Source organism: Embleya scabrispora DSM 41855 (genome assembly GCF_000372745.1).
In the GTDB taxonomy this organism is placed as follows: domain Bacteria; phylum Actinomycetota; class Actinomycetes; order Streptomycetales; family Streptomycetaceae; genus Embleya; species Embleya scabrispora.
Map to the genome: position 1 here is coordinate 1 of NZ_KB889727.1, position 24,960 is coordinate 24,960.

Below are 24,960 nucleotides of genomic sequence, written 5' to 3' on the forward strand. Positions count from 1 at the left end.
CGTCCTTCGTGGAGGACGTGTCGCCGGACGGTGTGTCGTTGTCGGATGTGGGGTTGTCGTCGGCGGTTTCGCGGTCGACGTTCGAGCATCGTGGTGTGGTGGTGGCCGCGGACCGGGACGAACTGGTGGCGGGNTTGCGCTCGTTGGCCNCNGGTGGGGTCGGGGCGGGTGTGGTGTCGGGGGTGGCGGGTGAGGGGCGTACGGCGTTCCTGTTCACCGGTCAGGGTGCGCAGCGGGCCGGGATGGGTCGGGAACTGTACGACGCGTTCCCGGTGTTCGCGGCGGCGTTCGACGACATCTGTGGCCGGTTCGACGCTCTGTTGTCCCGGTCGTTGAGGGATGTGGTGTTCGGTGGGGNGGGGTTGGACGAGACGGGGTTCACCCAGCCGGCGTTGTTCGCGGTCGAGGTGGCGATGTTCCGGCTCCTCGAATCCTGGGGTGTGCGGCCGGACTTCGTGACCGGGCACTCGATCGGCGAGTTGGCCGCCGCGCANGTGGCCGGGGTGCTCACNCNGGANGACGCCTGTCGGGTNGTNGCNGNNCGGGGTCGGTTGATGCAGGCCCTGCCCGCGGGTGGGGCGATGGTCGCCGTCCGGGCGGCCGAGGCCGAGGTTGTGGAGTTGTTGCGGGGCCGGGAGAGTGAGGCGGGGATCGCCGCGGTCAACGGACCGTCGTCGGTCGTGATCTCCGGCATCGAGGACGTCGTCACCGAGATCGCGGAGGAGTTGCGCGGGCGGGGGCACAAGACGAGCCGGTTGACGGTCAGTCATGCGTTCCACTCGCCGTTGATGGACCCGGTCCTGGACGAGTTCACCGCCGTGGTGGGCGGTGTGGAGTTGTCCGAGCCGGTCATTCCCATGGCCGCGAGCGCCGAACAGGTGTGTTCGGCGCGGTATTGGGTGGAGCACGTTCGGGAGCCGGTGCGGTTCGCCGATCACCTCGCCCGGTTGCGGGCGGCGGGGGTGACCAGGTTCGTGGAGATCGGGCCGGACGGTGTGCTCACGGCCATGGGCCGGGAGAATGTGGTGGACGCGTCGTTCGTGGCATTGCAGCGCCGCGGCCGGCCCCAGGTCCGCACCGCGATGTCCGCGCTGGCACACCTGCACACCGGCGGGCACACCGTCGACTGGTCCAAGCTGTTCACCGGAACCGCCGCGACCCTGATCGACCTGCCCACCTACCCCTTCCAACACCGGAGCTACTGGCTGGACGGCACCTCACCGGGCGGGCGCAAGGCCGGCGGGCTCGGCCCGGCCACGGGACACCCGCTGCTGACGGCGGCCATCGAACTGGCGGGCGGTGACGGTGCGGTACTCACCGGCCGGCTGTCGCTGCACACCCACCCCTGGCTCGCCGACCACCGCATCGACGGCGTCGCGACGCTGCCCTCGGCGGCCATGGTCGAGTTGGCGGTTCGGGCCGGCGACGAGGTCGGCTGTTCCGGCGTCGCCGACCTGACGATCGACACCCCGCTGACCGTCCCGGACGGCGGCGGCGTCCGGGTGCAGGTGACCATGGGCGCGGCCGGCGAGGACGGATACCGGCGGATCACCATCGGCTCCCGGACGGACCTGGACGACCCGACCGTGCCCTGGGAGGTACACGCCACCGGCCTGCTCACCGAGCCGGCGCCGGCGCCGATGATCTCCCTGGGCGCCTGGCCGCCGCCCGACGCGACCCCGACCGGGCTGGACGACCTGCGCCGGCGGCTCGACGAGAAGGGTTACGCGCACGGGCCGGCGTTCCGAGGGCTGCGGGCGTTGTGGCAGCGCGGCGAGGACCTGTTCGCCGAAGTGCGGCTTCCCGACGACACGGACCCGGACACGTTCGGCATTCATCCCGCGCTGCTCGACGCCGCGCTGCACCCGCTGCTCGCCGCCGGGCAGGACGTCACCGACCTGTCCTGGCACGGGTTCGACCTGTATGCCGGCGGCCCGCGCACGCTCCGGGTCCGGATCCGGCCCAAGGGCCGGGACGCGTTCCGGCTGTGGCTGGCCGACGACACCGGCGAGCCGGTCGCCGAGGTCCGCACGCTGCGCCGACGCCCGGCGGCCCCCGCCGGCCGGGTCGACGGCGCGGCCGACGACTCGCTGTTCCACCTGGCCTGGTCGCCGATCGCCCTCCCGGACCCGGAGGACCTCACCACCACCGGCTGGGCCGTGCTCGGGAACACCCCGCCGGCGGGTCTCGCGCACCGCGTCGAGAACGTCGCGGACGCCGCCGGGCACGTCCTGGTCGCCGTGATCGACGAGCCGGCCGGTGGCGACCCGGCGGCCGCGGCGCACCGGACCACCGTACGGGCACTGGAACTGGTCCAGGACGCACTGGCGTTGGGGACCACCCGGCTCGTGCTGGTCACGCGCAACGCCGTCGCCACCCGGGACGGGGAGGACGTCCGGCTCGGTTCGGCCCCGGTGTGGGGTCTGGTCGGGTCGGCACAGGTCGAGAATCCGGGCCGGATCACGCTGATCGACCTGGACGACAGTCCGGCGAGCGCCGAGCAACTCGCCACCGCGATCGCCTCCGGGCACGACCAGTTGGCCATCCGCGCGGGACGGGCGAGCACGCCCCGGCTGGCCAGGGTGCGCGCGTCCACGACGGCCGGGCCCGAGTTCGAACGGGACGGCACGGTCCTGGTCACCGGCGGAACCGGCGCGCTGGGCGCGCTGTTCGCCCGGCACCTGGTCACCGAGTACGGCGCCCGGAACCTGGTGCTCACGAGCCGACGGGGCCCGGGCGCCCCCGGAGCGGGCGAGCTGGTCGCGGAACTCACCGCGCTCGGCGCGCGGACCACCGTCGTCGCGGCCGACATCGGCGACCGGGACGCGGTGGCCCGGTTGCTCGACACGATTCCCTCGGCCCATCCGCTGACCGCCGTCGTGCACACCGCCGGCGTCATCGACGACGGCATCATCACCGCGCTCACCCCCGACCGGGTCGCCTCCGTACTGCGCCCCAAGGTCGACGCCGCCTGGCACCTGCACGAACTCACCCGCGACATGGACCTCGCGATGTTCGTGCTGTTCTCCTCCGTCGCCGGTGTCGTCGGTTCGCCGGGACAGGCGAACTACTCAGCCGCCAACCGGTTCCTCGACGCGCTCGCCCATCACCGGAGGGCGAACGGGCTGCCGGCCCACTCGCTCGCCTGGGCGGCGTGGGCGCAGGAACACGGCATGGCGTCCCGGCTGTCCGAGGTGGACCGGAGCCGGGCGACGCAGGCGGGTCTGCGGCCGATCTCACCGACCGAGGGCCCCGCGCTGTTCGACGCGGCGATCACCGCCGCCCACCCGACGACGGTGCCGATGCACCTCGACGTCGCGCTGATCGAGCGGCAGCCCGGACCGATCCTGCCCGTACTGCGCGGTCTGGTCCGCAGGCCGGGTCGGCGCGTGATCACCGCAGCGGCCGAGAACACCGGGCTGCTCGCGGAACGCCTGGCCCCGCTCGACGAGTCCGGCCGGCAGGAGCTTCTGCTCGACCTGGTGCGCACCGCCGTGGCCGCGGTACTCGGCCACGGCAGGACCGACCACATCACCGCCACGACCGTCTTCACCGAGCTCGGATTCGACTCGCTGACCGCGGTCGAGCTGCGCAACCGACTGGAGGGCGAAACCGGCCTGCGTCTGCCGCCGACCCTGCTGTTCGACCACAACACCCCCGCGGCGCTGATCGGTTACCTCGGCGTGGAACTGGCCGGCCGAACCGAGGGCCCCACTCGGTCCACCGTGGACTTCGCGGCCGAGGTGCGGCTCGCCGAGGACGTGGTTCCGGCCGGGGACGTCACCACCGTGGTCGCCGATCCCCGGCAGGTCTTCCTCACCGGAGGCACCGGGTTCGTCGGCGCCTTCCTGCTCAGGGACCTCATGCGCTCGACCGGGGCCACCGTGCACTGCCTGGTCCGCGGCGCCGACGAGGCGGCCGCGCTCGACCGGTTGCGGGCCAACCTGACCTGGTACGGCATCTGGGACGAGATCGACGTGGACCGACTGTCGATCGTCACCGGCGACCTCGCCCAACCGCGCTTCGGTCTCGACGCGGAGCGGTTCGACCGGTTCGCCCGCGAGGTCGACGTGGTCTATCACGCGGGCGCGACGGTCAATTGGCTGCACCCGTACACGTCGCTGAAGGCGGCCAACGTGACCGGCACCGAGGAGGCGCTGCGGCTCGCCGCGCTGCACCGGACGGTCCCCCTGCACTACGTGTCGAGCACCGGCGTCTTCGCCGGGCCGGCACCCGACGGCGCCGGCCTGACCCCGCAGGATCCCACCGGGCCGCCGGAGGAGCTGAGCAACGGCTACCGACAGAGCAAGTACGTCGCCGAGCAGATCATCGGGCTGGCTCAAGAACGCGGCCTGCCCGTGTCGATCTACCGCGCCGACGTCATCTCCGGCGCGCAGACCAACGGCGCGTGCCAGACCCGCGACTTCGTCTGGCTGAGCCTGAAGGGCAGCCTCCAGGCCCGGGCGATGCCGGTCGGCGCGAACGCGCTGTTCCCGATGGTGCCGGTGGACTACGTCAGCGCGGCCATCCTGGCACTGTCCCGCACGACGAACGGCCGGACCTTCCATCTGTTCAACCCGGTGGCGATCGGCTACGCCGACATGGTGAAGCGGTTGCGCGAATCCGGCTACGTCCTGGACGAGGTGCCCTGGGACGAGTTCGTCGCCACCGTCCGCGCCGACCGGGACAACGCGCTCTTCCCGACGATCGACATCTTCCGGAGCTACATGACGGCCGGCGAGGCCCTGTACATGCGGATGGACGTCGGCGCGACGGAGGCCGCCCTGGCCGGCACGGGCATCGCCTGCCCGGAGATCGACGCCGAACTGTTCGGCAGGTACACGGAGTTCTTTGCCGACGCGGGCTACTTTCCGGCACCGGTGAAGCTCGGGTAGGTGCGGTTCCGATAGCCGATCCGGCCTCGGGCGTGTCTTCGATCCCTGCCGGGGATCGAAGACACGCCCGCGAGGGCCGGCCCGGACGCGGACGGCCCGCGCGACACGGCGACCCCGACGGGAATGGCCCGCCCGAGACGACAGCGCCGACACGAATGGTCCGCCGGGGACGCTCGACGCCCCCGGCGGACCATTCACGACTACCGGGCCGCCATCCGCGACCCGCACCGCACGTTCACCGGCGGACCCCGCCTACTTGCCGTCCAGGAACTGGAAGAGCTCCTCGTCCGTCGCGGCGGTGACGTCGAGCCGCTCCTCGGACCGGGCGGCGGAGTCCCGGAACGCACGCAGCTTCACCAGCAGGCCCTCGATGCGATCGGCGATCCGATCCCCGTCCGGGCCGGTGACCGAGGACATGGTCAACGCCGAGTCCACCCGGTCCAGCTCGCTCAACACCGAACCCGTCGGTGTCGAGGTACGGGCCGCGAGCAGACGAATCAACTCGCGAGTCACGGCGGCCGCCGTCGGGTGGTCGAACACCAGCGTCTGCGCGAGCCTGAGGCCGGTCTCGGCGCCGAGCCGGTTCCGGAACTCCACGGCGGACACCGAGTCGACCCCCAGGTCGGAGAACGCACGGTCGGGATCGATCGACCGCCCCGGCGCGTACTGCAGCACGTCGGCCATCCGGGTGCACACCAGGTCGAGCAGGATCTCGTACCGGTCGTCCTCCGGCAGACCGGCCAGCCGGGCGGGCAGGGCACCGGAGTCGGCGGGCGCCGGCCGCAGCGACCGCGGCGCGCGCGGCGTCACCCCCCGGCCCGCGAGGCGTCGCAGGATCGCCGGCACCTCCGCCTGGGCGCGCACCATGGTCAGGTCCAGTGCGACCGGAACCAGCAGCGCCTCGTCCAGACCGAGTGCGGCGTCCAGCAGCGCGACGCCCTGTTCCGACGAGGACAGGGTCACCCCGAGTCGGGCCAGGCGGGCCAGGTCCACGTCGGTCAGGTCCTCGGTCATCGTGCTGCGCTCGGCCCACATGCCCCACGCCAGCGACACCCCGGACAACCCCCGGGCCCGCCGATACTGCGCGAGCGCGTCCAGGTAGGCGTTGCCCGCCGCGTAGTTCGCCTGGCCCGCCGGGCCGATCAGGCCGGACATCGAGGAGAACAGCACGAACGCCGACAGGTCCAGGTCGCGGGTCAGCTCGTGCAGGTTCCACGCGGCGACCATCTTGGGGCTCAGCACCACGTCGAGCCGCGGCGGGGTCAACTCGGTCAGCACCCCGTCGTCGAGCGCCCCGGCCGCGTGCACGACCGCGGTCAGCGGGGTCTCGGCCGGGATGTCGGCGAGCAACCGGGCCAGCGCGGCGCGATCGGCCGTGTCGCACGCGGCCAGCACGACCTCGACACCCGATTCGGTCAGCTCGGCCGCCAGTTCCACGCCCCGCGGGGACGCGGCGCCCGTACGGCTGACCAGCAACAATCGCCGCACGCCGTGTGCGCTCACCAGGTGCCGGGCGACAACCCCGCCGAGCGTGCCGGTCCCGCCGGTGACGAGCACCGTGCCGGTGCCGAACGCCGCCGCCGGCGCGACGCCGGCGCCGACCTCGGCCCGGACCAGCCCGGGCACCAGGGCCCGGCCGGATCGCACCGCCAACTGCGGCTCCCGCGCGACCAGCGCCGCCAGCGTGTCCCACGGCACCGCCTGCGCGTCCACGTCCACCAGCCCGAACCGGCCCGGGTTCTCGGTCTGCGCCGACCGCACGAGGCCCCACACCCCGGCCTGGGCCAGCCCGTCGACCGGCTCCTTCGGCTCGGTGCCGACCGCGCCCTCGGTCACCAGCACGAGCGTCCCGGAGGCGAACCGCTCGTCGGCGAGCCACTCCTGCGCGACGGTGAGCACCGCGCCGGTGACCTCCCGGGCGTCCGGGCCGGCCGGGCAGCGCAGGAACACCACGCCCGGGTCGGCGGGGACCTCCGCGAGGCTTTCCACGAGCGTCCACGGGGCGGGTTCCGCCGGCTCGGCGGGCACGGCCGACCAGTCCACCCGAAACATCGACTCCGCGGGCGTGCCCGGTCCGCCCGTCGGCATCCGCCGAAACCGCAGACCGTCGACCGAGGCCACCGGTGCGCCGGTCGCGGCACTGAGCCGGATCGACACCACATCCGTGCCGGAGGCCGACATCCGCACCCGCAGCGCGGACGCCCCGACCGCCGACAAGGACACGCCGGACCAGGCGAACGGCAGGACCGCGCCGTCCATACCGTCGAGGAAGGACCCGAACCAGACCGCGTGCAGCGCCGCGTCCAGCAGCGCCGGGTGCAGGCCGTATCGATCCGCCTCGGCCGCCGCCTCCGGCGGCAGCGCGACCTCGGCGAACACCTCGTCCCCGCGCCGCCACAACGCCGACAACCCCCGAAACGCCGGCCCGTAGTCGTACCCGCGCGCGGCGAGGTCGGCGTACACGTCGCCGATCGCGACCTCCTGCGCGCCCTCCGGCGGCCATACGCCGGCCTCGAACCCGGCCGGCGGGGCCCAGCCGGCCAACGAACCGTCGGCGTGCCGGACCCAGTCGCCCTCCTCCGGGCGCGCGTGCACCGACACCGCCCGGTGTCCCGACTCGTCGGCCTCCTCGACCACGACCTGGATCAGCGTCCCGCCCCGCTCCCCCAGCACCAACGGCGTGTGCACGGTCAGCTCGTCGAGCAGGTCGCAGCCGACCTCCCGGCCGGCACGCAGCACCATCTCGACGAACGCGGCGCCCGGTACGACCACCCGACCCAGCACCGCGTGGTCGGCCAGCCACGGCTGGGTCTGCGGGGACAGCCGGCCGGTCAACACCGTCCCGCCGGACTCCGGCAGCGCCAGCACCGCACCGAGCAGCGGGTGCTCCCCGGCGACCAGGCCCGCGGCCCGCAGGTCGCCCGCCTGCGCCGGGACTTCCATCCAGTAACGGTCGCGGCGGAAGGCGTAGGTGGGCAGCCGCACGGTGCTCGCGCCCGTCCCGGCGAACACCCGGTGCCACTCCACCTCGATGCCGTACACGTGCGCCGCGGCCAGCGCGGTCAGCGCGGCGACCGGCTCCGGGCGGTCGGCCCGCAGGACCGGCACCGCGACCGATACCGAGTCCCGTTCCGGGAAACAGCCTTCGGCCATCGCGGCCACCGAGGCGTCCGGACCGACACCGACGAACCGGGTCACCCCGTCGTCCAGGAGACGATGCACCGCGCCGGCGAACCGCACCGGCTCGCGGACCTGGCGCACCCAGTACTCCGGCGAGCACACCGACTCCGCCGTCAGCGGCTCGCCGGTGACCGTCGACACGATCGGCAACACCGGCTCGTGGAACGCCACGGCGGCGAGCACCTCGCGGTAGGGCTCCAGCATCGGGTCCATCAGCGGCGAGTGGAACGCGTGGCTCACCCGCAATCGCTTCGTGCGTCGGCCCAGGGACGCGAAGTGCTCGGCGACCCGCAGCACCGCGCCCTCCTCGCCGGACACGACCACCGACTCCGGCCCGTTCACGGCGGCGATGCCGACCTCGTCACCCGCCGCCACCGAGGCGACCTCGTCCTCGCCGGCCCGGATCGACACCATCGCGCCGCCTTCGGGCAGCCGCTCCATCAGCCGACCACGCGCCGCCACCACCCGGCACGCGTCATCGAGCGTCCACAATCCCGCGACGAACGCCGCCGACAGTTCCCCGATCGAATGCCCGGCCAGCACCTCCGGCCGCACGCCCCACGACCCGAGCAGTCGGGTCAGGGCGACCTCGATCGCGAACAGCGCGGGCTGCGCCCACCCGGTCCGGTCCAGCAGTTCCGCTTCCGGTTCCGTCTCCGCGACCAGTACCTCGCGCAGCGGTCGGTCCAGCAGGCCGTCGAACCCGGCGCACACCTCGTCCAGCGCCGCCGCGAACTCCGGGAACACCGCGTACAGTTCCCGGCCCATACCGATCCGCTGGGTGCCCTGCCCGGCGAACACGAACGCGGTGCGGCCGGGGTGCGCGACGCCCCGCACCACGCCGGATGCCGTACCGCCGGCGGCGATCGCCCGCAGACCGGCGAGCAGTTCGTCCCGGTCCCCCGCCATCACCGCGGCCCGCTGCTCGAAGGCCGTCCGGGTGGTCGCCAGCGAGAACGCGACGTCGAGCGGGTCCGACGAGTCCACGGTGGACAGCAACAATCCCGCCTGGTCGGCCAACGCCTCGGGGGTCATGGCGGAGAGCACCACCGGCACGAGCGGCAGCGGGACGCCTTCCCGCGGCTCGGCCGGCGCGGTCGCCGGTGCCTGTTCCAGGATCACGTGCGCGTTGGTGCCGCTGATCCCGAACGAGGACACCGCGGCCCGCCGCGGCGCGCCCGTCACCGGCCACTCCCGCCGCTCGGTCAGCAGCCGCACCTCGCCCGCGGACCAGTCCACATGCGACGAGGGCGCGTCCACGTGCAGGGTCTTGGGCAGCACACCGTGTCGCAACGCGAGCACCATCTTGATCACCCCGCCGACCCCGGCGGCGGCCTGGGTGTGCCCGATGTTGGACTTCAACGACCCGAGCCACAGGGGACGGTCGCGGTCCGGGCCGTAGGTGTCCAGGACGGCCTGCGCCTCGATGGGGTCGCCGAGCCCGGTGCCGGTGCCGTGCGCCTCGACCGCGTCCACGTCCGAGCCGGCCAGGTCGGCGTCGTCGAGCGCCTGGCGGATCACCCGCTGTTGGGACGGGCCGTTCGGCGCGGTCAGCCCGTTCGAGGCGCCGTCCTGGTTGACCGCGCTGCCGCGCACCACGGCCAGCACCGGATGCCCCAGCCGTACGGCGTCCGAGAGCCGCTCGACCAGGAGCATGCCGACACCCTCGGCCCAGCCGGTGCCGTCGGCGGCGTCGGCGAAGGACTTGCAGCGCCCGTCCGGGGCCAGCCCCCGTTGGCGGCTGAACGCGACGAGCATGCCCGGGGTGGACATCACCGTGGCGCCGCCGGCCAGCGCCAGCGTGCACTCCCCCCGGCGCAGCGACTGGACCGCCAGGTGCAGCGCGACCAGCGACGACGAGCATGCCGTGTCGACGGTGACCGCGGGGCCCTCGAACCCGAAGGTGTACGCGATCCGCCCGGAGGCGGCGCTGTTCGCGGTGCCGGTCAGCAGGTGCGCCTCCGCACCGGCGGCGGCTTGGTGCAGCCGGGGGCCGTAGTCCGGTGCCATGGCTCCCGCGAACACCCCGACCCGGGCGCCGCGCAGCGAGGCGGGGCGGACCCGGGCCTGCTCCAGCGCCTCCCACGAGGTTTCCAGGAGCAGTCGCTGCTGCGGATCCATCGCGATCGCCTCGCGCGGCGAGATCCCGAAGAACTCCGGGTCGAACTCCGTTGCCCCGCGCAGGAAACCGCCGTGCCGGGTGTAGGTGCGGCCGGGTGCGTCGGGGTCCGGGTCGTACAACGACTGCGCGTCCCAGCCCCGGTCGACGGGGAATTCGCCGATCGCGTCACCACCGGCGTCCAACAGTCGCCACAGGTCCTCCGGCGAGCCGACGTCGCCGGGAAACCGGCACGCCATGCCGATGACGGCGATCGGTTCCCGACTCGCCTGCTCGCTCTCCCGCAGCCGCTGCCTGGTCTGCTGCAACTCGGCCGTGACCCGCTTGAGGTACTCGACCAGCTTCTCTTCGTTACTCACAAGAACTCCGATCAGGGCATGCCAAGTTCGCCGTCGATGAGGTCGAAGAGTTCGTCGAGCTCCAGCCCGTCCAGCTCGCGCGCCGACGGCGCGGGCATCGCGACCGGCTCGACCGGCTCGGTGGGCCCGGTCGGCTCGGCCGGGCCGAGCGCCGCGCCGAGGTGGCCGGCGAGTGCCGCCGGCGTCGGGTAGTCGAACACCAGCGTGGCCCGCAGGCGCAGCCCGGTCGCCGCGCCGAGTCGGTTGCGCAGTTCCACCGCCGTCAGCGAGTCGAACCCGAGTTCCTTGAAGGTCCGGCCGGGGGCGACCGCGCCCGGCGTGCCGTGTGCCAGCACGGTGGCGGTGTGCTCGCGGACCAGGTCGAGCAGGGCCGCCTCACGGTCCGCTTCGGACATGCGGGCCAGGTCCGCGCCCGGCGACCCGGCGTCGGCCGGCTTGCCCGCGGCTGCCTCCGCGCGCCTGACCCGATCGCGGACCACCTCGCGCAGCAGCGCCGGTACCGCGCCGTGCGCTCGCACCGCGGCCGGGTCGATCCGGGCCGGGACGAGCAGCGCCGCGTCGGCGCGGACCGCGGCGTCGAACAGGGCCAGCCCGTCCTGCGCGGACAGCGCGGCCAGGCCGGCGCGGCGCATCCGGCTCAGGTCGGCGTCCGCGAGTCGGCCGGTCATGCCGCTCGGCGGCGCCCACAGGCCCCAGGCGAGCGACACGGCCGGCAGGCCGCGTGCCGCGCGTTGCTGGGCCAGGGTGTCCAGGAACGCGTTGGCCGCCGCGTAGTTGCCCTGTCCCGGCAGCCCGAGGATTCCGGCGACCGAGGAGAACAGCACGAACATCGACAGGTCGAGCCCTCGGGTCAGTTCGTGCAGGTTCAGCGCGGCGTCGACCTTCGGCCGCAGGACGCGCTCGAGTTGCTCCGGCCGCATCGCCTCCAGCACGCTGTCGTCGAGCAGTCCGGCGGCGTGCACCACACCGGTCAGCGGGTGCTCGGCCGGGATCGATGCCAGCACCGCGGCCAGCGCGTCCCGGTCGGCGACGTCGCACGCGGCCACGGTGACCGTCGCACCGGACTCGGTCAGCTCCGCGGCGAGTTCGGCCGCGCCGGGGGCCTGCGGTCCACGCCTGCCGACCAGCAGCAGGTGTGCCGCCCCGTACCGGGTCACCAGGTGCCGGGCGAACAGGGCGCCGAGGGTGCCGGTGGCGCCGGTGATCAGCACCGTGCCCGTCGTGAGGTCGGGGCGCGCCGCCGGCATGCCGGCGACCCTGGCCAGTCGCGGGACCAGCGGCCGGCCCTTGCGCAGCGCGAGTTGCGGCTCGCCGCCGGCCAGGGCGACCGGCAGCGCCGCGACGGACGCCTCGTGAGCGTCCAGGTCGACGACGACGAATCGGTCCGGGTGCTCCCGCTGGGCCGATCGGACCATGCCCCACGCGCCGGCGCCCGCCGCCCCGAGGGCGTGCGTTTCGGCCGGCTCCACGACCATCGCGTTCCGGGTGAGCAGCACCAGTCTCGACCCGGCGAACCGCTCGTCGGCCAGCCACTCCTGGATCAGCCGCAGCGTCCGGCCGGCCACGGCGTGCGCGCCGGCCGCGGTGGGCTCTCCGGTCAGCGCGGCGAAGACCGTCTCCGGCACCGGTCCCGCGGCGGCCAACGCGCCGAGATCGGCGTGTGCGGGCACGCCGACTTCGAATTCGTCCACGCCGACCACCGCCCACGGCCGCGGATCACCGGGCGTGCGGGGCACGTGGGCCTCGACCCAGTCGACCCGGAACAGCGCGTCCGCCGGCCCGCCGGTCGGCGCACCGGCCGGGAGCGGTCGCAGCGCCAGCGACTCCACCGACGCCACCGGCGCGCCGGTCGCATCGGCGAGCCGCAGCGAGACCGTGTCCGGGCCGTCCGGCGAGATCCACACCCGCAGCGCGGAAGCGCCCCCGGCCCGCAACGACACGCCCTGCCAGGAGAACGGCAGCCGGCAGTCCGGACCTTCCCCGACCACGGCATGCAGCGCGGCGTCCAGCAGCGCCGGGTGCAGCCCGAACCGGCCGGCGTCCGCCTCGATCTCCGCGGGCAGCGCGACCTCGGCGAAGATCTCCGCGCCTCGGCGCCACCACGAGCGCAGGCCGCGGAACGCCGGGCCGTAGCGGTAGCCGAGCTCGGTCCAGCGGTCGTATCCGCCGTCCCACCGCACCGCGACCGCGCCCGGCGGCGGCCAGGAGGTCAGGTCGAACTGCTCGGGCCGGCCGACGCCGAGCACCCCGCTCGCGTGCCGGGTCCAGCCGCCGGAACCGTCCGCCGGGCGGGCGTGCACGGCCAGCACCCGGCGACCGGACCCGTCCTGCTCGCCGACGGTGACCCGCACGGCGACCGCGCCGTGCGGCGGCAGGACCAGCGGCACCTCACACGTCAGCTCCGCGACCTCGTCGCAGCCCACCTCGTCGCCCGCGCGCACCGCCATCTCGACGAACGCCGCGCCGGGCAGCAGCACCGCGTCGCCTTGCCCGCGATCGGCCAGCCCATGGTCGGCCAGCCACGGCTGGGCCTGCCGGGACAGTTGTCCGGTGAGCACGAGGCCGCCGGAGTCCGGCAGTTCCACCACCGCGCCGAGCAACGGGTGGTCCGCCGAGGTCAGTCCGGCCGCCTCGACGTCCGCGGCCTCGCCGTCCGGCGTCGGTTCGAGCCAGTAGCGCCGCCGCCGGAACACCGAGGTGGGCACGTCGATGGGCCGGGCACCGGGGAAGACGGCCCGCCAGTCGGGGCTCACCCCGCGTACGTATGCCTCGGCCAGCGAGGTCGAGAACCGCTCGGGGCCGCCGTCGTCGCGGCGCAGGGAGCCGACCACGACCGCGTGCTCCACCACATCCTCGACCGCCGAGGTCAGCACCGGATGGGGGCTGACCTCGACGAACACCGAGTGTCCGCGTTCGGCCAGCACGCCGACGGTCTCGGCGAAGCGGACCGGGCGGCGCAGGTTGCGGTACCAGTACCCGGCGTCCAGACCGGTGGTGTCCAGCAGGCCGGCGGTCACCGTCGAGTAGAACGGGATCGCCGCCGGGCGGGGGGTCGTTTCGGCCAGAACCGTGGCCAGTTCGTCCGCGATCCGCTCCACCTGCGCCGAGTGCGACGCGTAGTCCACCGGGAGTCGCTTGACCCGCACCTCGGCGGCCTCGCACGCGGCGACCAGTTCGTCCAGCGCGTCCACGTCGCCGGCGACCACGACCGACCCCGGGCCGTTGACCACCGCCGTGGAGAGCCGGCCGTCCCATCGGCGCAGGCGTTCGGTGACCTCGGCCTCGGACAGCGCGACCGAGACCATGCCGCCGGCCCCGGACAGCGCCAGGATGGCCCTGCTGCGCAGGGCCACGATCCTCGCCGCGTCGGCCAGGTCCAGCGCTCCGGCGACGCACGCGGCGGCGATCTCCCCCTGCGAATGGCCCACCACCGCGGCGGGCCGCACGCCGTGGGAACGCCACAGCGCGGCCAGCGACACCATCACCGCGAACAGTGCGGGCTGCACCACGTCCACCCGCTCCAGTGCGGCGGCGTCGCGCAGCGCCTCGAACAGGTCCCAGTCGACGTGCGGGGCCAGGGCGTCGGCGCACGCCCGCATCGTCTCGGCGAACACCGGGTACGAGTCCAGCAGTTCCACCGCCATGCCGACCCACTGCGAACCCTGGCCGGGGAAGACGAACACCACCCCGCCCGCCTCCCGGGCGGTGTCGCGCAGCACGCCCGGTGCCTCGGCGCCGGCGGCGAGCGCGGCCAGGCCCCGGCGCCGCGCGGCCGGGTCCGCGCCGACGACGGCGGCCCGGTGCGGCAGGCCGGACCGGGCGACGGCCAGGGAGAACCCGGCGTCCGCCTGGTTCAGGCCGGGATCGGCGTCCAGGAAGGACAGCAGGGCGGCGGCCTGGGCCGCCACCGCGTCCTGGCTGCTCGCGGAGAACACCCACGGCAACACCGGGCCGGCCGACACACCGGGCGCCGACTCCGGCGCCGACTCCGGCTCCGGCTCCGGCGGCGCCTGTTCGATGATCACGTGTGCGTTCGTGCCGCTGATCCCGAACGAGGACACCCCGGCCCGGCGCGCCCGGCCGGTCCGCGGCCACTCCCGCGTCTCGGTCACCAGCTCCAACCCGCCGCCGGCCCAGTCCACATGCGGGGTCGGCTCGTCGGCGTGCAGCGTCTTGGGCACCGTCTCGTGGTGCAGCGCCTGCACCATCTTGATCACGCCGGCCACCCCGGCCGCGGCCTGGGCGTGGCCGATGTTGGACTTCAGCGACCCCAGCAACAGCGGGCGGCCCGGCTCCCGGTCGCGACCGTACGTGGCCGCGAGCGCGTCGGCCTCGATCGGGTCGCCGAGCGTGGTCCCGGTGCCGTGCGCCTCGACCACGTCGACGTCCCCGGTGGACATCCCGGCGGCGGCGAGAGCCTGGCGGATCACCCGTTCCTGGGCGACCCCGTTCGGCGCGGTGAGCCCGTTCGAGGCCCCGTCCTGGTTGATCGCGCTGCCCCGCACCACGGCCGACACCCGGTGTCCGTTGCGCCGTGCGTCCGACAACCGCTCCAGCACCACGATCCCCGCGCCCTCGGCCCACCCGGTGCCGTCGGCGGCGGCGGAGAACGCCTTGCATCGGCCGTCCCGGGCCAGTCCGCGCTGGCGGCTGAACTCGACGAACATCCCGGGGCCGGACATCACCGCGACACCGCCGGCCAGTGCCAACGAGCACTCGCCGGCGCGCAGGGCCTGTGCCGCGAGATGCAGCGCGACCAGCGACGAGGAGCACGCGGTGTCCACGGTGACCGCGGGGCCCTGGAGCCCGAGCGTGTAGGCGATCCGGCCGGACGCGACGCTGATCGTGCTGCCGGTCAGCCGGTAGCCGTCGGACTCGGCGTGTGCGGCGTGCAGGCGAGGGCCGTAGTCCTGCGCCATCGCCCCGACGAAGACCCCCACGGGCGTGCCGCGTCGGCCCGCGGGGTCGATCCCGGCCCGTTCCAGCGCCTCCCAGGACGTCTCCAGCAGCAGCCGCTGCTGCGGGTCCATCGCCAGCGCCTCCCTCGGCGAGATGCCGAAGAATTCGGGGTCGAACCGGTCGGCGTCGTGCAGGAAGCCACCGTGCCGGGTGTAGGACGTGCCCGCCCGGTCCGGGTCGAGGTCGTGCAGTCGGTCGAGGTCCCAGCCCCGGTTGACGGGGAATTGCGAGATCGCGTCGGTCCCGGCCACGACCAGTCGCCACAGGTCCTCCGGCGACGCGACGCCGCCGGGGAGCCGGCAGGCCATTCCGACGATCGCGATCGGCTCGTCGCTCGCCGTGCCGCCGGCGGGCTCGGTGGAGCTCTCGTCGCCCGCCGCCAGCGCCCGCAGGCGGTCCGCGAGTTCGGCCGGGGTCGGGTGACCGAACAACAACCCCGCCGGCAGCTCGAGTCCGGTTGCCGCGCGCAACCGGTCCCGAAGCTCCACCGTCGACAGCGAGTCGAATCCGAGATCCTTGAACGTCGTGCCCGGCTCCACCGCGTCGCCGCCCGCGTGGCCGAGCACGACCGCGACGGTCGACCGCACCAGGGCGAGCATCCCGGGCCCGGCCGGGGGCACGGCCGTGACCCCGGCCGGAGCAGTGGCCGCCGGCGCGGGTCGCGCGTCGGCGGCAGGGGCCCGGACGGCCGGCTCGGTGAGCCAGTGGCGCTCGCGCTGGAAGGCGTAGGTGGGCAGGGCCACGGTGCGGGCGCCGCGCAGGGCGAACACGCGGGACCAATCCACGTCGACACCGCGCACGTGCAGTTCGGCGAGCGACGCGAGGAAGCGCTCCGGCCCGCCCTCGCCCCGGCGCAGCGACCCGGTGACCACGGCGGACGCCGGCCCGGCCTGCTCCACCGTGTCCCGCAGGGCCGGCAGCAGCACCGGATGCGGGCTGCACTCGACGAACACCGCGTGCCCGTCCCGCAGCAGCGCCCGGGTTGCCTGTTCCAGCTCCACGGTCTGCCGCAGGTTGCGATACCAGTACGCGGCGTCCAGCCCGGCGGTGTCCAGCAGATCGCCGGTCACCGTGGAGTAGAACGGCACCACCGAGGACTTCGGTCGAATCCCGGCCAGCGCGGCGTGCAGCCGCTCCCGGATCTGCTCCACGTGGGACGAATGGGACGCGTAGTCGACCACGATCCGCCGGGTCTCGACGCCTTCCTCGGTCCACCGCGCGACCAGCTCGTCCAGCGCGTCGGGGTCGCCGGAGAGCACCACCGACGACGGGCCGTTCGCCGCCGCGATCGACACCGCGCCGTTCCACTCGCGGATCCGTTCGCGTACCTCGGCGGCCGACCGCAGCACCGACACCATGCCACCGCGGCCGGACAGCGCCGTCAAGGCTTGGCTGCGCAACGTCACCACCCGCGCGGCGTCCTCCAGCGACAGGGCGCCCGCCACGCACGCGGCGGCGATCTCACCCTGGCTGTGTCCGACCACCGCCGCCGGCTCGACCCCGCAGGAACGCCACAACCGCGCGAGCGACACCATCACCGCGAACAAAGCGGGCTGGACCACGTCCACCCGCTCCAGCGCGGCCGCGTCCCGCAGCACCTCGCTCAGCGACCAGTCGACATGCGGCGCGAACGCCTCCTCGCAGGCCCGCATCGACTCGGCGAACTCCGGTATGCAGTCGAGTAGTTCAGCCGCCATCCCGGCCCATTGCGAGCCCTGCCCGGGAAAGACGAACACGGTGTTCCCGGCCGTGTCGGCCTGTCCCTCGACCACGCCGGCGACGGCCGCGCCGGCGGCGAACTCGGCGAGCCGTCGCCGCAGTTCGGCCCGGTCGCCGCCGACCACGACGGCACGGTGCCGAAAGGCGGTCCTGGTGGTGGCCAGGGACAGCCCGATGTCCGCGGCGGAATGCGGCCGTTCGTCCACGAAGGAAGACAGCCGGGCGGCCTGGGCCCGCAGCGCCTCACCGGTGCGGCCGGCGATCGGCCACGCCCACGCGCCGGCCGCCACCGAAGGCTCGCCGGGCACCCGAGCGGACATCGAAGCGGTCGCCGCGCCGGTCGTCGGAAGGGCCACCGAGGCGGTCGCCCCGGCGGTCACCGGGGGTTCGGCCACCACCAGGTGACAGTTCGTGCCGCCCATCCCGAACGAACTCACCCCGGCCACCAGCGGCCGGTCCGGTTCCGGCCACGGTGTCAGCTCCGTCTGCACCCGGAGCCCGAGGTCGTCGAGGGGGATGTCCGGATGCGGCGTGGCGAAGTTCAGGCTCGGCGGCAACAAGTGGTGCCGGATGCTCAGCACCACCTTGAGCAACCCGGCGATCCCGCCCGCTCCCTCCAGGTGGCCGATGTTGGTCTTGACCGAGCCCACCGGCAACGGCGAACCCGGCTGCCGGGCGTGCCCCAACGCGGCGCCGAGTGCCGCGGCCTCGATCGGATCGCCCACCTTCGTACCGCTGCCGTGCAGTTCCACGTACTGCACGGCGCGCAACGCGACGCCGGCCCGCCGGTACGCCTGCCGGACGACCTCCTCCTGCGCGGATCGACTCGGCACGGTCAGGCCGGTGTTCTCGCTCTCCCCCGCGCCGTCGTTGTTCACGGCGCCACCGGTGAGGACGCAGTAGATGTCGTCGCCGTCGGCGAGCGCGGCGTCCAGCGGTTTGAGTACCACCGCGCCGCCGCCCTCACCGCGCACGAATCCGTTGGCCCGCGCGTCGAAGGTGAAGCACCGGCCGTCCGGGGACAGGCCGCCGAACCGCGCCGCACCGAGCGTCGACTCGGCCAGGATGTTCAGATTCACACCACCGGCGATGGCCACCGCGCACTCACCGCGCCGCAGGCTCTCGCACGCCAACTGCACCGCCACGAGCGAGGAGGACTGGGCGGTGTCCACGGCCATGCTCGGTCCGCGCAACCCGAGGTGGTGGGAGATGCGGTTGGCGATGATCGCACGGCGGGTGCCGGTCATCGTGTGCCGGTCGACCCCGGCCGCGCCGAGCCGGTCCTGCAGCGCCGCGTAGTCGTCCCACATGACGCCGACGAACACCCCGGTGTCGCCGCCGCCGAGTTCGGCGGGCAGGATCCGCGCGTCCTCCAGCGCCTCCCAGGCCAGCTCCAGCATCAAGCGCTGCTGCGGGTCCATCGCGGCCGCCGCACGCGGGGACATGTTGAAGAACCCCGCGTCGAACCGGTCGATCCCGTCGACGAACCCGCCGCGGCGATGCGGCAGTTCGGCGCTGCGCCACCGGTCCTGCGGAGCCTCTCGTACGGCGTCCGTCCCGTCCCGCAACAACCGCCAGAATTCGTGGCCGTCGCCGGCCCCGGGAAACCGACAAGCCAATCCGACCACGGCGATCCGTCTCATATCCAGCAGTCAACGCCCATGACCGCGAGATGGCTTGTTTCACGAACCCAGAATGCGGCGGCGAATCTGGTGGCCGATACCAATGGCAACCGCTGCGGGTCCGCTGGAACGCCGGGCACAAAAAGGCGCATCGGTATTGCTCGACGGCCATGGAATCATCCCGGCCGCCGAGCAATACCGACGCATTGATCGACGAAGACGTGGGACCACATCGGATGGCGTGGCCCGAGGAAATTCCTCAGTACAGGAGGGTCACCGACGGGTGGATATCCAGCGTCGCGCGGCTGTAGTCCTCGAGGATGATCGGCGCGTTCAGCGCGGTGTGCCGACTCATCACCGAGATATCCCGCCACAGGCGCTGGAGCGGATTCGACAGGGCGAAGGCGCTGCCTCCGACGACGTCGAGCAGCTTCTCCACACCCGCCCGCGCCTTTTCGTGGGCGGACCTCTGGTGCATGCGAATCCGGGCTCGCTCCGCCCACGGCATGGGCTGGGTTTCCGGTATCCCGTCGAGAGCCGCACCGATCTCCCGCAGGTGCAGGGCGGAGGTCTCGATCAGATGCGCGGCCTCGCCGAACCACATCTGCACCGAGGGCGCGTCGACGGCCGCCTCGTAGTTGACGTAGGTGATCGGGCGCTTCTTGTCCAGGGTCTGCCTGGTGACCTCCAGCGCGCCCTGCGCCGCACCCACGATCGCGGCGAGCGACTGCGCGCTGCCCTGGATGAGCATGCTGTCCCGCTCGTCCTCGCCCACGAGGTCGGAGAGGCTGAACGCGACCGCCCGCTGCTCCGGGACGAACACGTCCTCGGCCACCACCGTGTGGGTGCCGGAGCCGGCCAGACCGGCCACGTGCCAGGTCCGCTCGATCCTCAGGTCGCCCATCGGTACGACGGCGCCCACCAGGTCGGTGGTCTGCTCGTCGCCGTCGTACACGTGCACCACCGGGATGTAGGCCCAGTCCGCGATCTCGCAGCCCGAGCTCCACGGGAACGTGCCGGTCACCCGGAATCCGCCGTCGACCCGCCGAGCCTTGGTCGTGCTCAGGTGGGCCGTGGAGATCACGTACGCGTCGGGATTGTCCGCGAACATCTCCGCCAACGCGGTCTCCGGCATGCCGTTCAAGGCGAACCGGGTCGACGCGGTGTCGATGGACAGGTTCCAGCCGGCCGACCCACACGACTTGCCGACCTCGGCGATGATCGCCAGCAGATCCGACATCCGCAGGTCGTAGCCGCCGAACCGGGTCGGCGTGGTGAGCCGGAACAGCCCCGCGTCGCGCAGCCCGACCACGACCTCCTCGGCGAGCCTGCGGTCCTGCTCGGTCTTGGGCGCGTTCTCGCGGATCAGCTGAGCAAGCTCGCGGGTACGGGTCAGAAGCTCCGCCGGGTCGACCGCCGGCTCGGTCGTCGCGTCCGCCCGCTCATCGGCCACTGCTGTCACGAAGCTCTCCTTCGATTGTGGGTCGCGGACCGACCCCGATCGGGGTGGGCTCACCGCACCGCATCCGTGCTCAAGTCAATCCGCTCCGGCCGAGCAGTCCCAGCGTCGAGAACCCAGAAACCGGCCGCAGGGCTGGTCCTCGGAACCAAGTGGCAGCCTTGGAACCGGGCACCTGCCGACGGCCGGTTTCCGGCCGAACGATGCGGGAGGGATCAGACGCCGGGCGCGACGGCCGCTTCACCGACCTCCGGCTCGGCCTGCGCCGTCACGAAGCGGTCGAACAGCAGGCCACAGACGATCGCCCCGCCGAGGAAGACCATCGCGCCCCAGAAGAACGCCGTCGTGTAGCTCTCCACGGAGGCTTCCGCGGCGAGCTGCGGGGTCGGCGTCTTGCCCTCGATGTAGGAGTCCGCCGCGGTGATCGCCAGCGTGCTCAGCAGCGCGGTACCGATCGAACCGCCCACCTGCTGCACCGTGTTGACCAGTGCCGACGCGGCGCCGGCGTCCTGCGGTTCGACTCCCACCGTGGCGACTGCGGCGCCCAGCGAGACGACCAGTCCGAAGCCGATGCCGGCGATGAGGGTCGGGGCGAGCACCCCGGCGGCGTACGAACTGTCGGTGGTGAGGCGGCTGAGCCAGAACGAGCCCACCGCGGCCAGCAGCAGGCCGGCCGGAATCAGTACGCGCGACCCGAGCTTCGGTTCGAGGATCGGCGGGACGGTGGTCGCCCCGATCGCGATCCCCACGATCATCGGCAGGAAGGCCAGGCCGCTTTCGATCGCCGAGAAGTCCAAGATCAACTGGAGGTAGTAGGTCAGGAACAGGAACTGCACGAACAGCCCGATCCCGAGCAGGAACATCGCCAGGTACGCGCTGCCCCGATTGCGGTGCAGCACGATCCTGATCGGCAGCAGCGGGGTCCGCGAGCGAAGCTCGAACACCACGAACGCGACCAGCAGGACCCCGCTCCCGACCAGGAAGCCCCACACGTCGATGCCGCCCCAGTGACCGTCGGAGGCGTTGGAAAGACCATAGGCAAGGCAGAACAGGCCGACCGAGGCCGTCACCGTGCCGGGCAGGTCGAGCTTCTCCGGGCGATCTTGGGCCTGCCGGTTCTGCATCGTCAGCGACGCGCCGATGAAGACGACCGCCGTGAGGATCACGTTGACGTACAGGCACCAACGCCAGTCCAGCCAGTCGGTCAGAGCGCCGCCGAGGATCAGGCCGAGCGCGAGCCCGCCGCTGCCCAGCGCGCCGTAGACGCCGAACGCGGTGACCCGCTCCTTCGGGTCCTTGAACACCGTCAGCAGGAACGACAGCGCCGCCGGCGCGACGAGCGCGGCGAAGGCTCCCTGCAGCGCACGAGCGGTGACCAGCATGGGGAAGCCGTTGGCCGCGCCGCCCAGCACGGACATGACACCGAATCCGATGATCGAGATCATCAGCGACCGCTTGGCCCCGATGAGGTCGACCACCCTGCCGCCGAGCAGCAGTAAGCTGCCGAAAGCGAGCGCGTAGGCCGTGACGACCCACTGCCGGTCCGCGTCGCCGAACCCGAGATCCGCCTGTGCCGACGGCAGCGCGATGTTGACGACCGTCGTATCCAGGAAGATCGTCATCTGCGCGATACCGATCACCGCCAGGATCAACCAGCGGTTGGCGTAGTGGGGGTCGGGCGCCCCCTCCACCGCCACTTTCGACTCGGAATTTGGTGACTCTGACATTCCACTTACCTCTGTTGATCGGGCCGGACCATCGGCCGATGGTCCGACGAACGGGGTTCGGCAGATTTCAGCTGTAGACAGTCTCGAATCCGTGCTGCTTCGCGAGTTCGACCATGGCGTCCACCCGCTCGCGGGTAATCGCACCGTCGCCCATCGATCCGCCACCGGACAACGCGAGTGTGATTGCTTCCGCCGCCCCCGCCGGCAATTCGTCAGCACCCGGTGAAACGCTGAGGCCAGGTGGCAGAATACCGCCACCGGACACGGAAAGTACACCGGCCCGCACATAGCGTAGATCGTCGCGAGAATTTGCCGCGGCGGATTCCGCACCGGTGCCGAAGAAGGACAAATCGCCGATGATCGCGCCGTCGGCGAGATACTTTTCGTCCAGTACCGAAACCGGGCTCGAATGCGCCGTGAACACCACCTGCGCATTTCGCACCGACAACAGATCGTCGGCCACGACGACGAACGGGTCGGCGTCATGGGCGTCGGCGAGATACGCGGCGATGGCCTCGCCACTGGGCTCGTCGCCGGGACGCCCGTCGGCCAGCCATCCGGCGATGAGCGGCTCGGCGGAAAGCGCCGCCGCGATACCGGTCGGCTCACCGCCCGCCGCGATCTGCGCCCACGACTCCTGGTAGATCCGATGTTCCGTGGCCCGGAGCCGCTCGGCCGAACCCGGCCGGCCGCTGCCCACCAGCACGATCCTGGCCACCTCCCGCGCGCCGATCGCCGCGATGGCCGAGCCGACCCGCCCGCCGGCGCCGACGACCGCCATCGTCGATCCGCCGAGTCCGCCGAAGCGTTCGACCGCGGCATGGCGAACGGCGGCCAGGGCCGAGCCGACCGCCAGCGCGCTGCCCGCGGTCACCGCGATCCCGGGAACTCGCAACACGCGGCCGTGACCGCTCACCGCGCCGAGGCCGAACCCGAGGCCGACGGTGTCGCAGCCGTCCGCCTTCGCCGCGCGCACCCGGCGGTCCAGGTCCAGGCCGATCAGGAAGGTCTGCCCGGAGACCTGGTACTCGCGCAACTGCTGCTGGGTCACCAGCAACGGGTAGACGGTGAGGTCCACCGACGTACCCTGCGGCGAGTCGAACCGGACCGGCGCGAGCGCCGGCAGGTCCTTGAGCAGCTCGGACCGCCGGGCATAGGCGAGCAGCCGGGCGTCGTCCAGGTCGGCGAGCGAGGGGTCGAGCTCGCGCAACATGTCCGGGGTCAGCGGGTGGCTGACGAGTCCGACCTTGCGGTCGGCCGGCTCCGTCGGCGCGACCGCGTCGCCCGCCGCGGGCCGGAAGTCCCGGATCTGTGCGCGCGCCGGCCGACCGGCGCCGGTCAGCGGGTGGATCAACGCCGACGCGTCCTGGTTGCGCAGGATCCGACAGACCTGGGTGAGGCCGACGCGCAGTTGCTCGATCTCCTCGTCGCTGATGTAAATCGACGGCTCGATCCGCAACATGGTCGGCACACTGGCCGTCGGGCCGGTGCGGATGCGGTGCGCCAACTGCAGGTAGCTGCCCAGTTGGAAGACGAGCAGACCGGCCCGTGCCTTCTCCCGGATGATCGGGGACGATGCCTGGCTCTGGTCGGCGAAATCCAGTCCGATGAGCAGTCCCCGGCCGCGGACGTCGGCCACCACGTCGGGGAACTCCGCGGCCAGCTCGCGCAGCATGGCCAGGATGCGCTCACCGCGTTCCGCGGCGCGGTCGTAGGCCGCTCCGTCCTCGGCTTCGAGCAGTTCGAGGGTCCGCAGGGCGATGGCCGTGGAAAAGCCGTCCTTGGCGAAGGTCGAGCTGTGCACCAGCTCGAACTCCGGGCGGTAGCAGGACTGTCGGACCAGCATCGCGGAGGTCTTGCCGACACCACCGCCGAGCGACTTGCCCAGCACGTAGTAGTCGCCGAGCAGCCCGATGTGGGAGCTCGCGAAGAACTTCCCGGTCCGCCCCATCCCGGTTTGGATCTCGTCGACGACGATCGGGCATTCGATCTCGTCGCAGATCCGCCGGATCCGCGCGGCGAACTCGGCGGTCAGCTCGTGGATCCCGCCCTCGCCCTGGATCGGCTCGACGATCAGCCCGGCGACGACCGGGAAGTCCCGCTCGACGAGCGTGACCCTGCCGTCCACCACCTGGATGTCGAGCACGGTGACCCGCTGCTCGGAGACGATCTTCTCGAACGCCGTCGCATCGTCGGGCGGCACGAACCGCACCGTCGGCCCGAGCGACGCGAACGCCGCCCGGAACAGCGGGTTGTAGGTGAACTGGGTGCTGCCGACCAGCTTTCCGTGGAAGGCCCGCTCCAGCGCGAAGAACACCGGGACGGTCCCCGCCCGCGCGACGTTGTGCGCGGCCACCGCGCCGAGCAGTGCCGCGAACTCCTCGACGGTCGTCGGCACCGGCACATCGCCGGGCAGCAGCGAGGTGTCGTCCGGCAGCGCCGCGGCGCCGTCGCGCACCGCGTTCACCGCCACGTCGGCGTTCCACTCGATCTGCTCGAACAGGCTCTTCATCCGCAGCACGCGAGCGAACTCGCAATGCTTGACCGCCGCCTCGACCGCCTCCGCGCCGGTGTTGGCGAAGATGATCGGGTACGGCTCGGCGCCGGGGAACTCGCGGCCGAGTATCTCGTTGAGCACCGCGCCGACCCGGTCGGCGACGGGATGCGAGGAGTGCTGCGAGTGCACCGGCCAACCGGTGTCCAGCAGTTCCTTCGCGTACGCCACGATCTCCGGATGGTTGTGCCCGAGCATCAGCGAGCCCCAACCGCCGACCAGGTCGAGTACCGGCACCTCCGTACCGGCGTCGTCCAGGTAGTACAGGCTGTTCTTCTGTGCCCGGACATACTCGATGTCCAGTCCGAAGGTGCCGAGCATTCCGGTCAGTAGGGCTTCGGCGTAACGGATGGGTGCGTTCACCAAT

Annotated in this window: 6 protein-coding genes; 1 reads left to right on the forward strand and 5 read right to left on the reverse strand. The window is 72.9% G+C overall.

Annotated features, from left to right (window positions below; translation table 11 throughout):
- The first annotated feature begins 182 nt into the window (after positions 1–182).
- Complete coding sequence (locus A3IC_RS0146640) at positions 183–4,895, forward strand: thioester reductase domain-containing protein (RefSeq protein ID WP_425387404.1); 4,713 nt, start codon at positions 183–185, stop codon at positions 4,893–4,895.
- A 252-nt stretch (positions 4,896–5,147) separates the two neighbouring features.
- On the opposite strand, the gene A3IC_RS0146645 is transcribed toward A3IC_RS0146640, so the two are convergent.
- The 5 genes from A3IC_RS0146645 to A3IC_RS0146665 all read right to left on the reverse strand — a co-directional run bounded on the left by A3IC_RS0146645 (position 5,148) and on the right by A3IC_RS0146665 (position 24,956).
- The gene (locus A3IC_RS0146645) at positions 5,148–10,553 is read right to left on the reverse strand and encodes a type I polyketide synthase (RefSeq protein WP_020556934.1); all 5,406 of its coding nucleotides are present in this window, start codon (positions 10,551–10,553) and stop codon (positions 5,148–5,150) included.
- A gap of 11 nt (positions 10,554–10,564) precedes the next feature.
- Entirely contained in the window at positions 10,565–18,874 is an 8,310-nt protein-coding gene (locus A3IC_RS0146650; RefSeq protein ID WP_020556935.1) for a type I polyketide synthase, read from the reverse strand.
- A gap of 238 nt (positions 18,875–19,112) precedes the next feature.
- Entirely contained in the window at positions 19,113–20,315 is a 1,203-nt protein-coding gene (locus A3IC_RS0146655) for an acyl-CoA dehydrogenase family protein (RefSeq protein WP_158696377.1), read from the reverse strand.
- A 212-nt stretch (positions 20,316–20,527) separates the two neighbouring features.
- Positions 20,528–22,039, reverse strand: a complete 1,512-nt coding sequence (locus A3IC_RS0146660; protein WP_052174120.1) for an MFS transporter — start codon at positions 22,037–22,039, stop codon at positions 20,528–20,530.
- Positions 22,040–22,106: 67 nt separating this feature from the next.
- Positions 22,107–24,956, reverse strand: coding sequence for an aminotransferase class III-fold pyridoxal phosphate-dependent enzyme (locus tag A3IC_RS0146665; RefSeq protein ID WP_040878555.1), 2,850 nt, complete (start codon positions 24,954–24,956; stop codon positions 22,107–22,109).
- Positions 24,957–24,960: the final 4 nt, after the last annotated feature.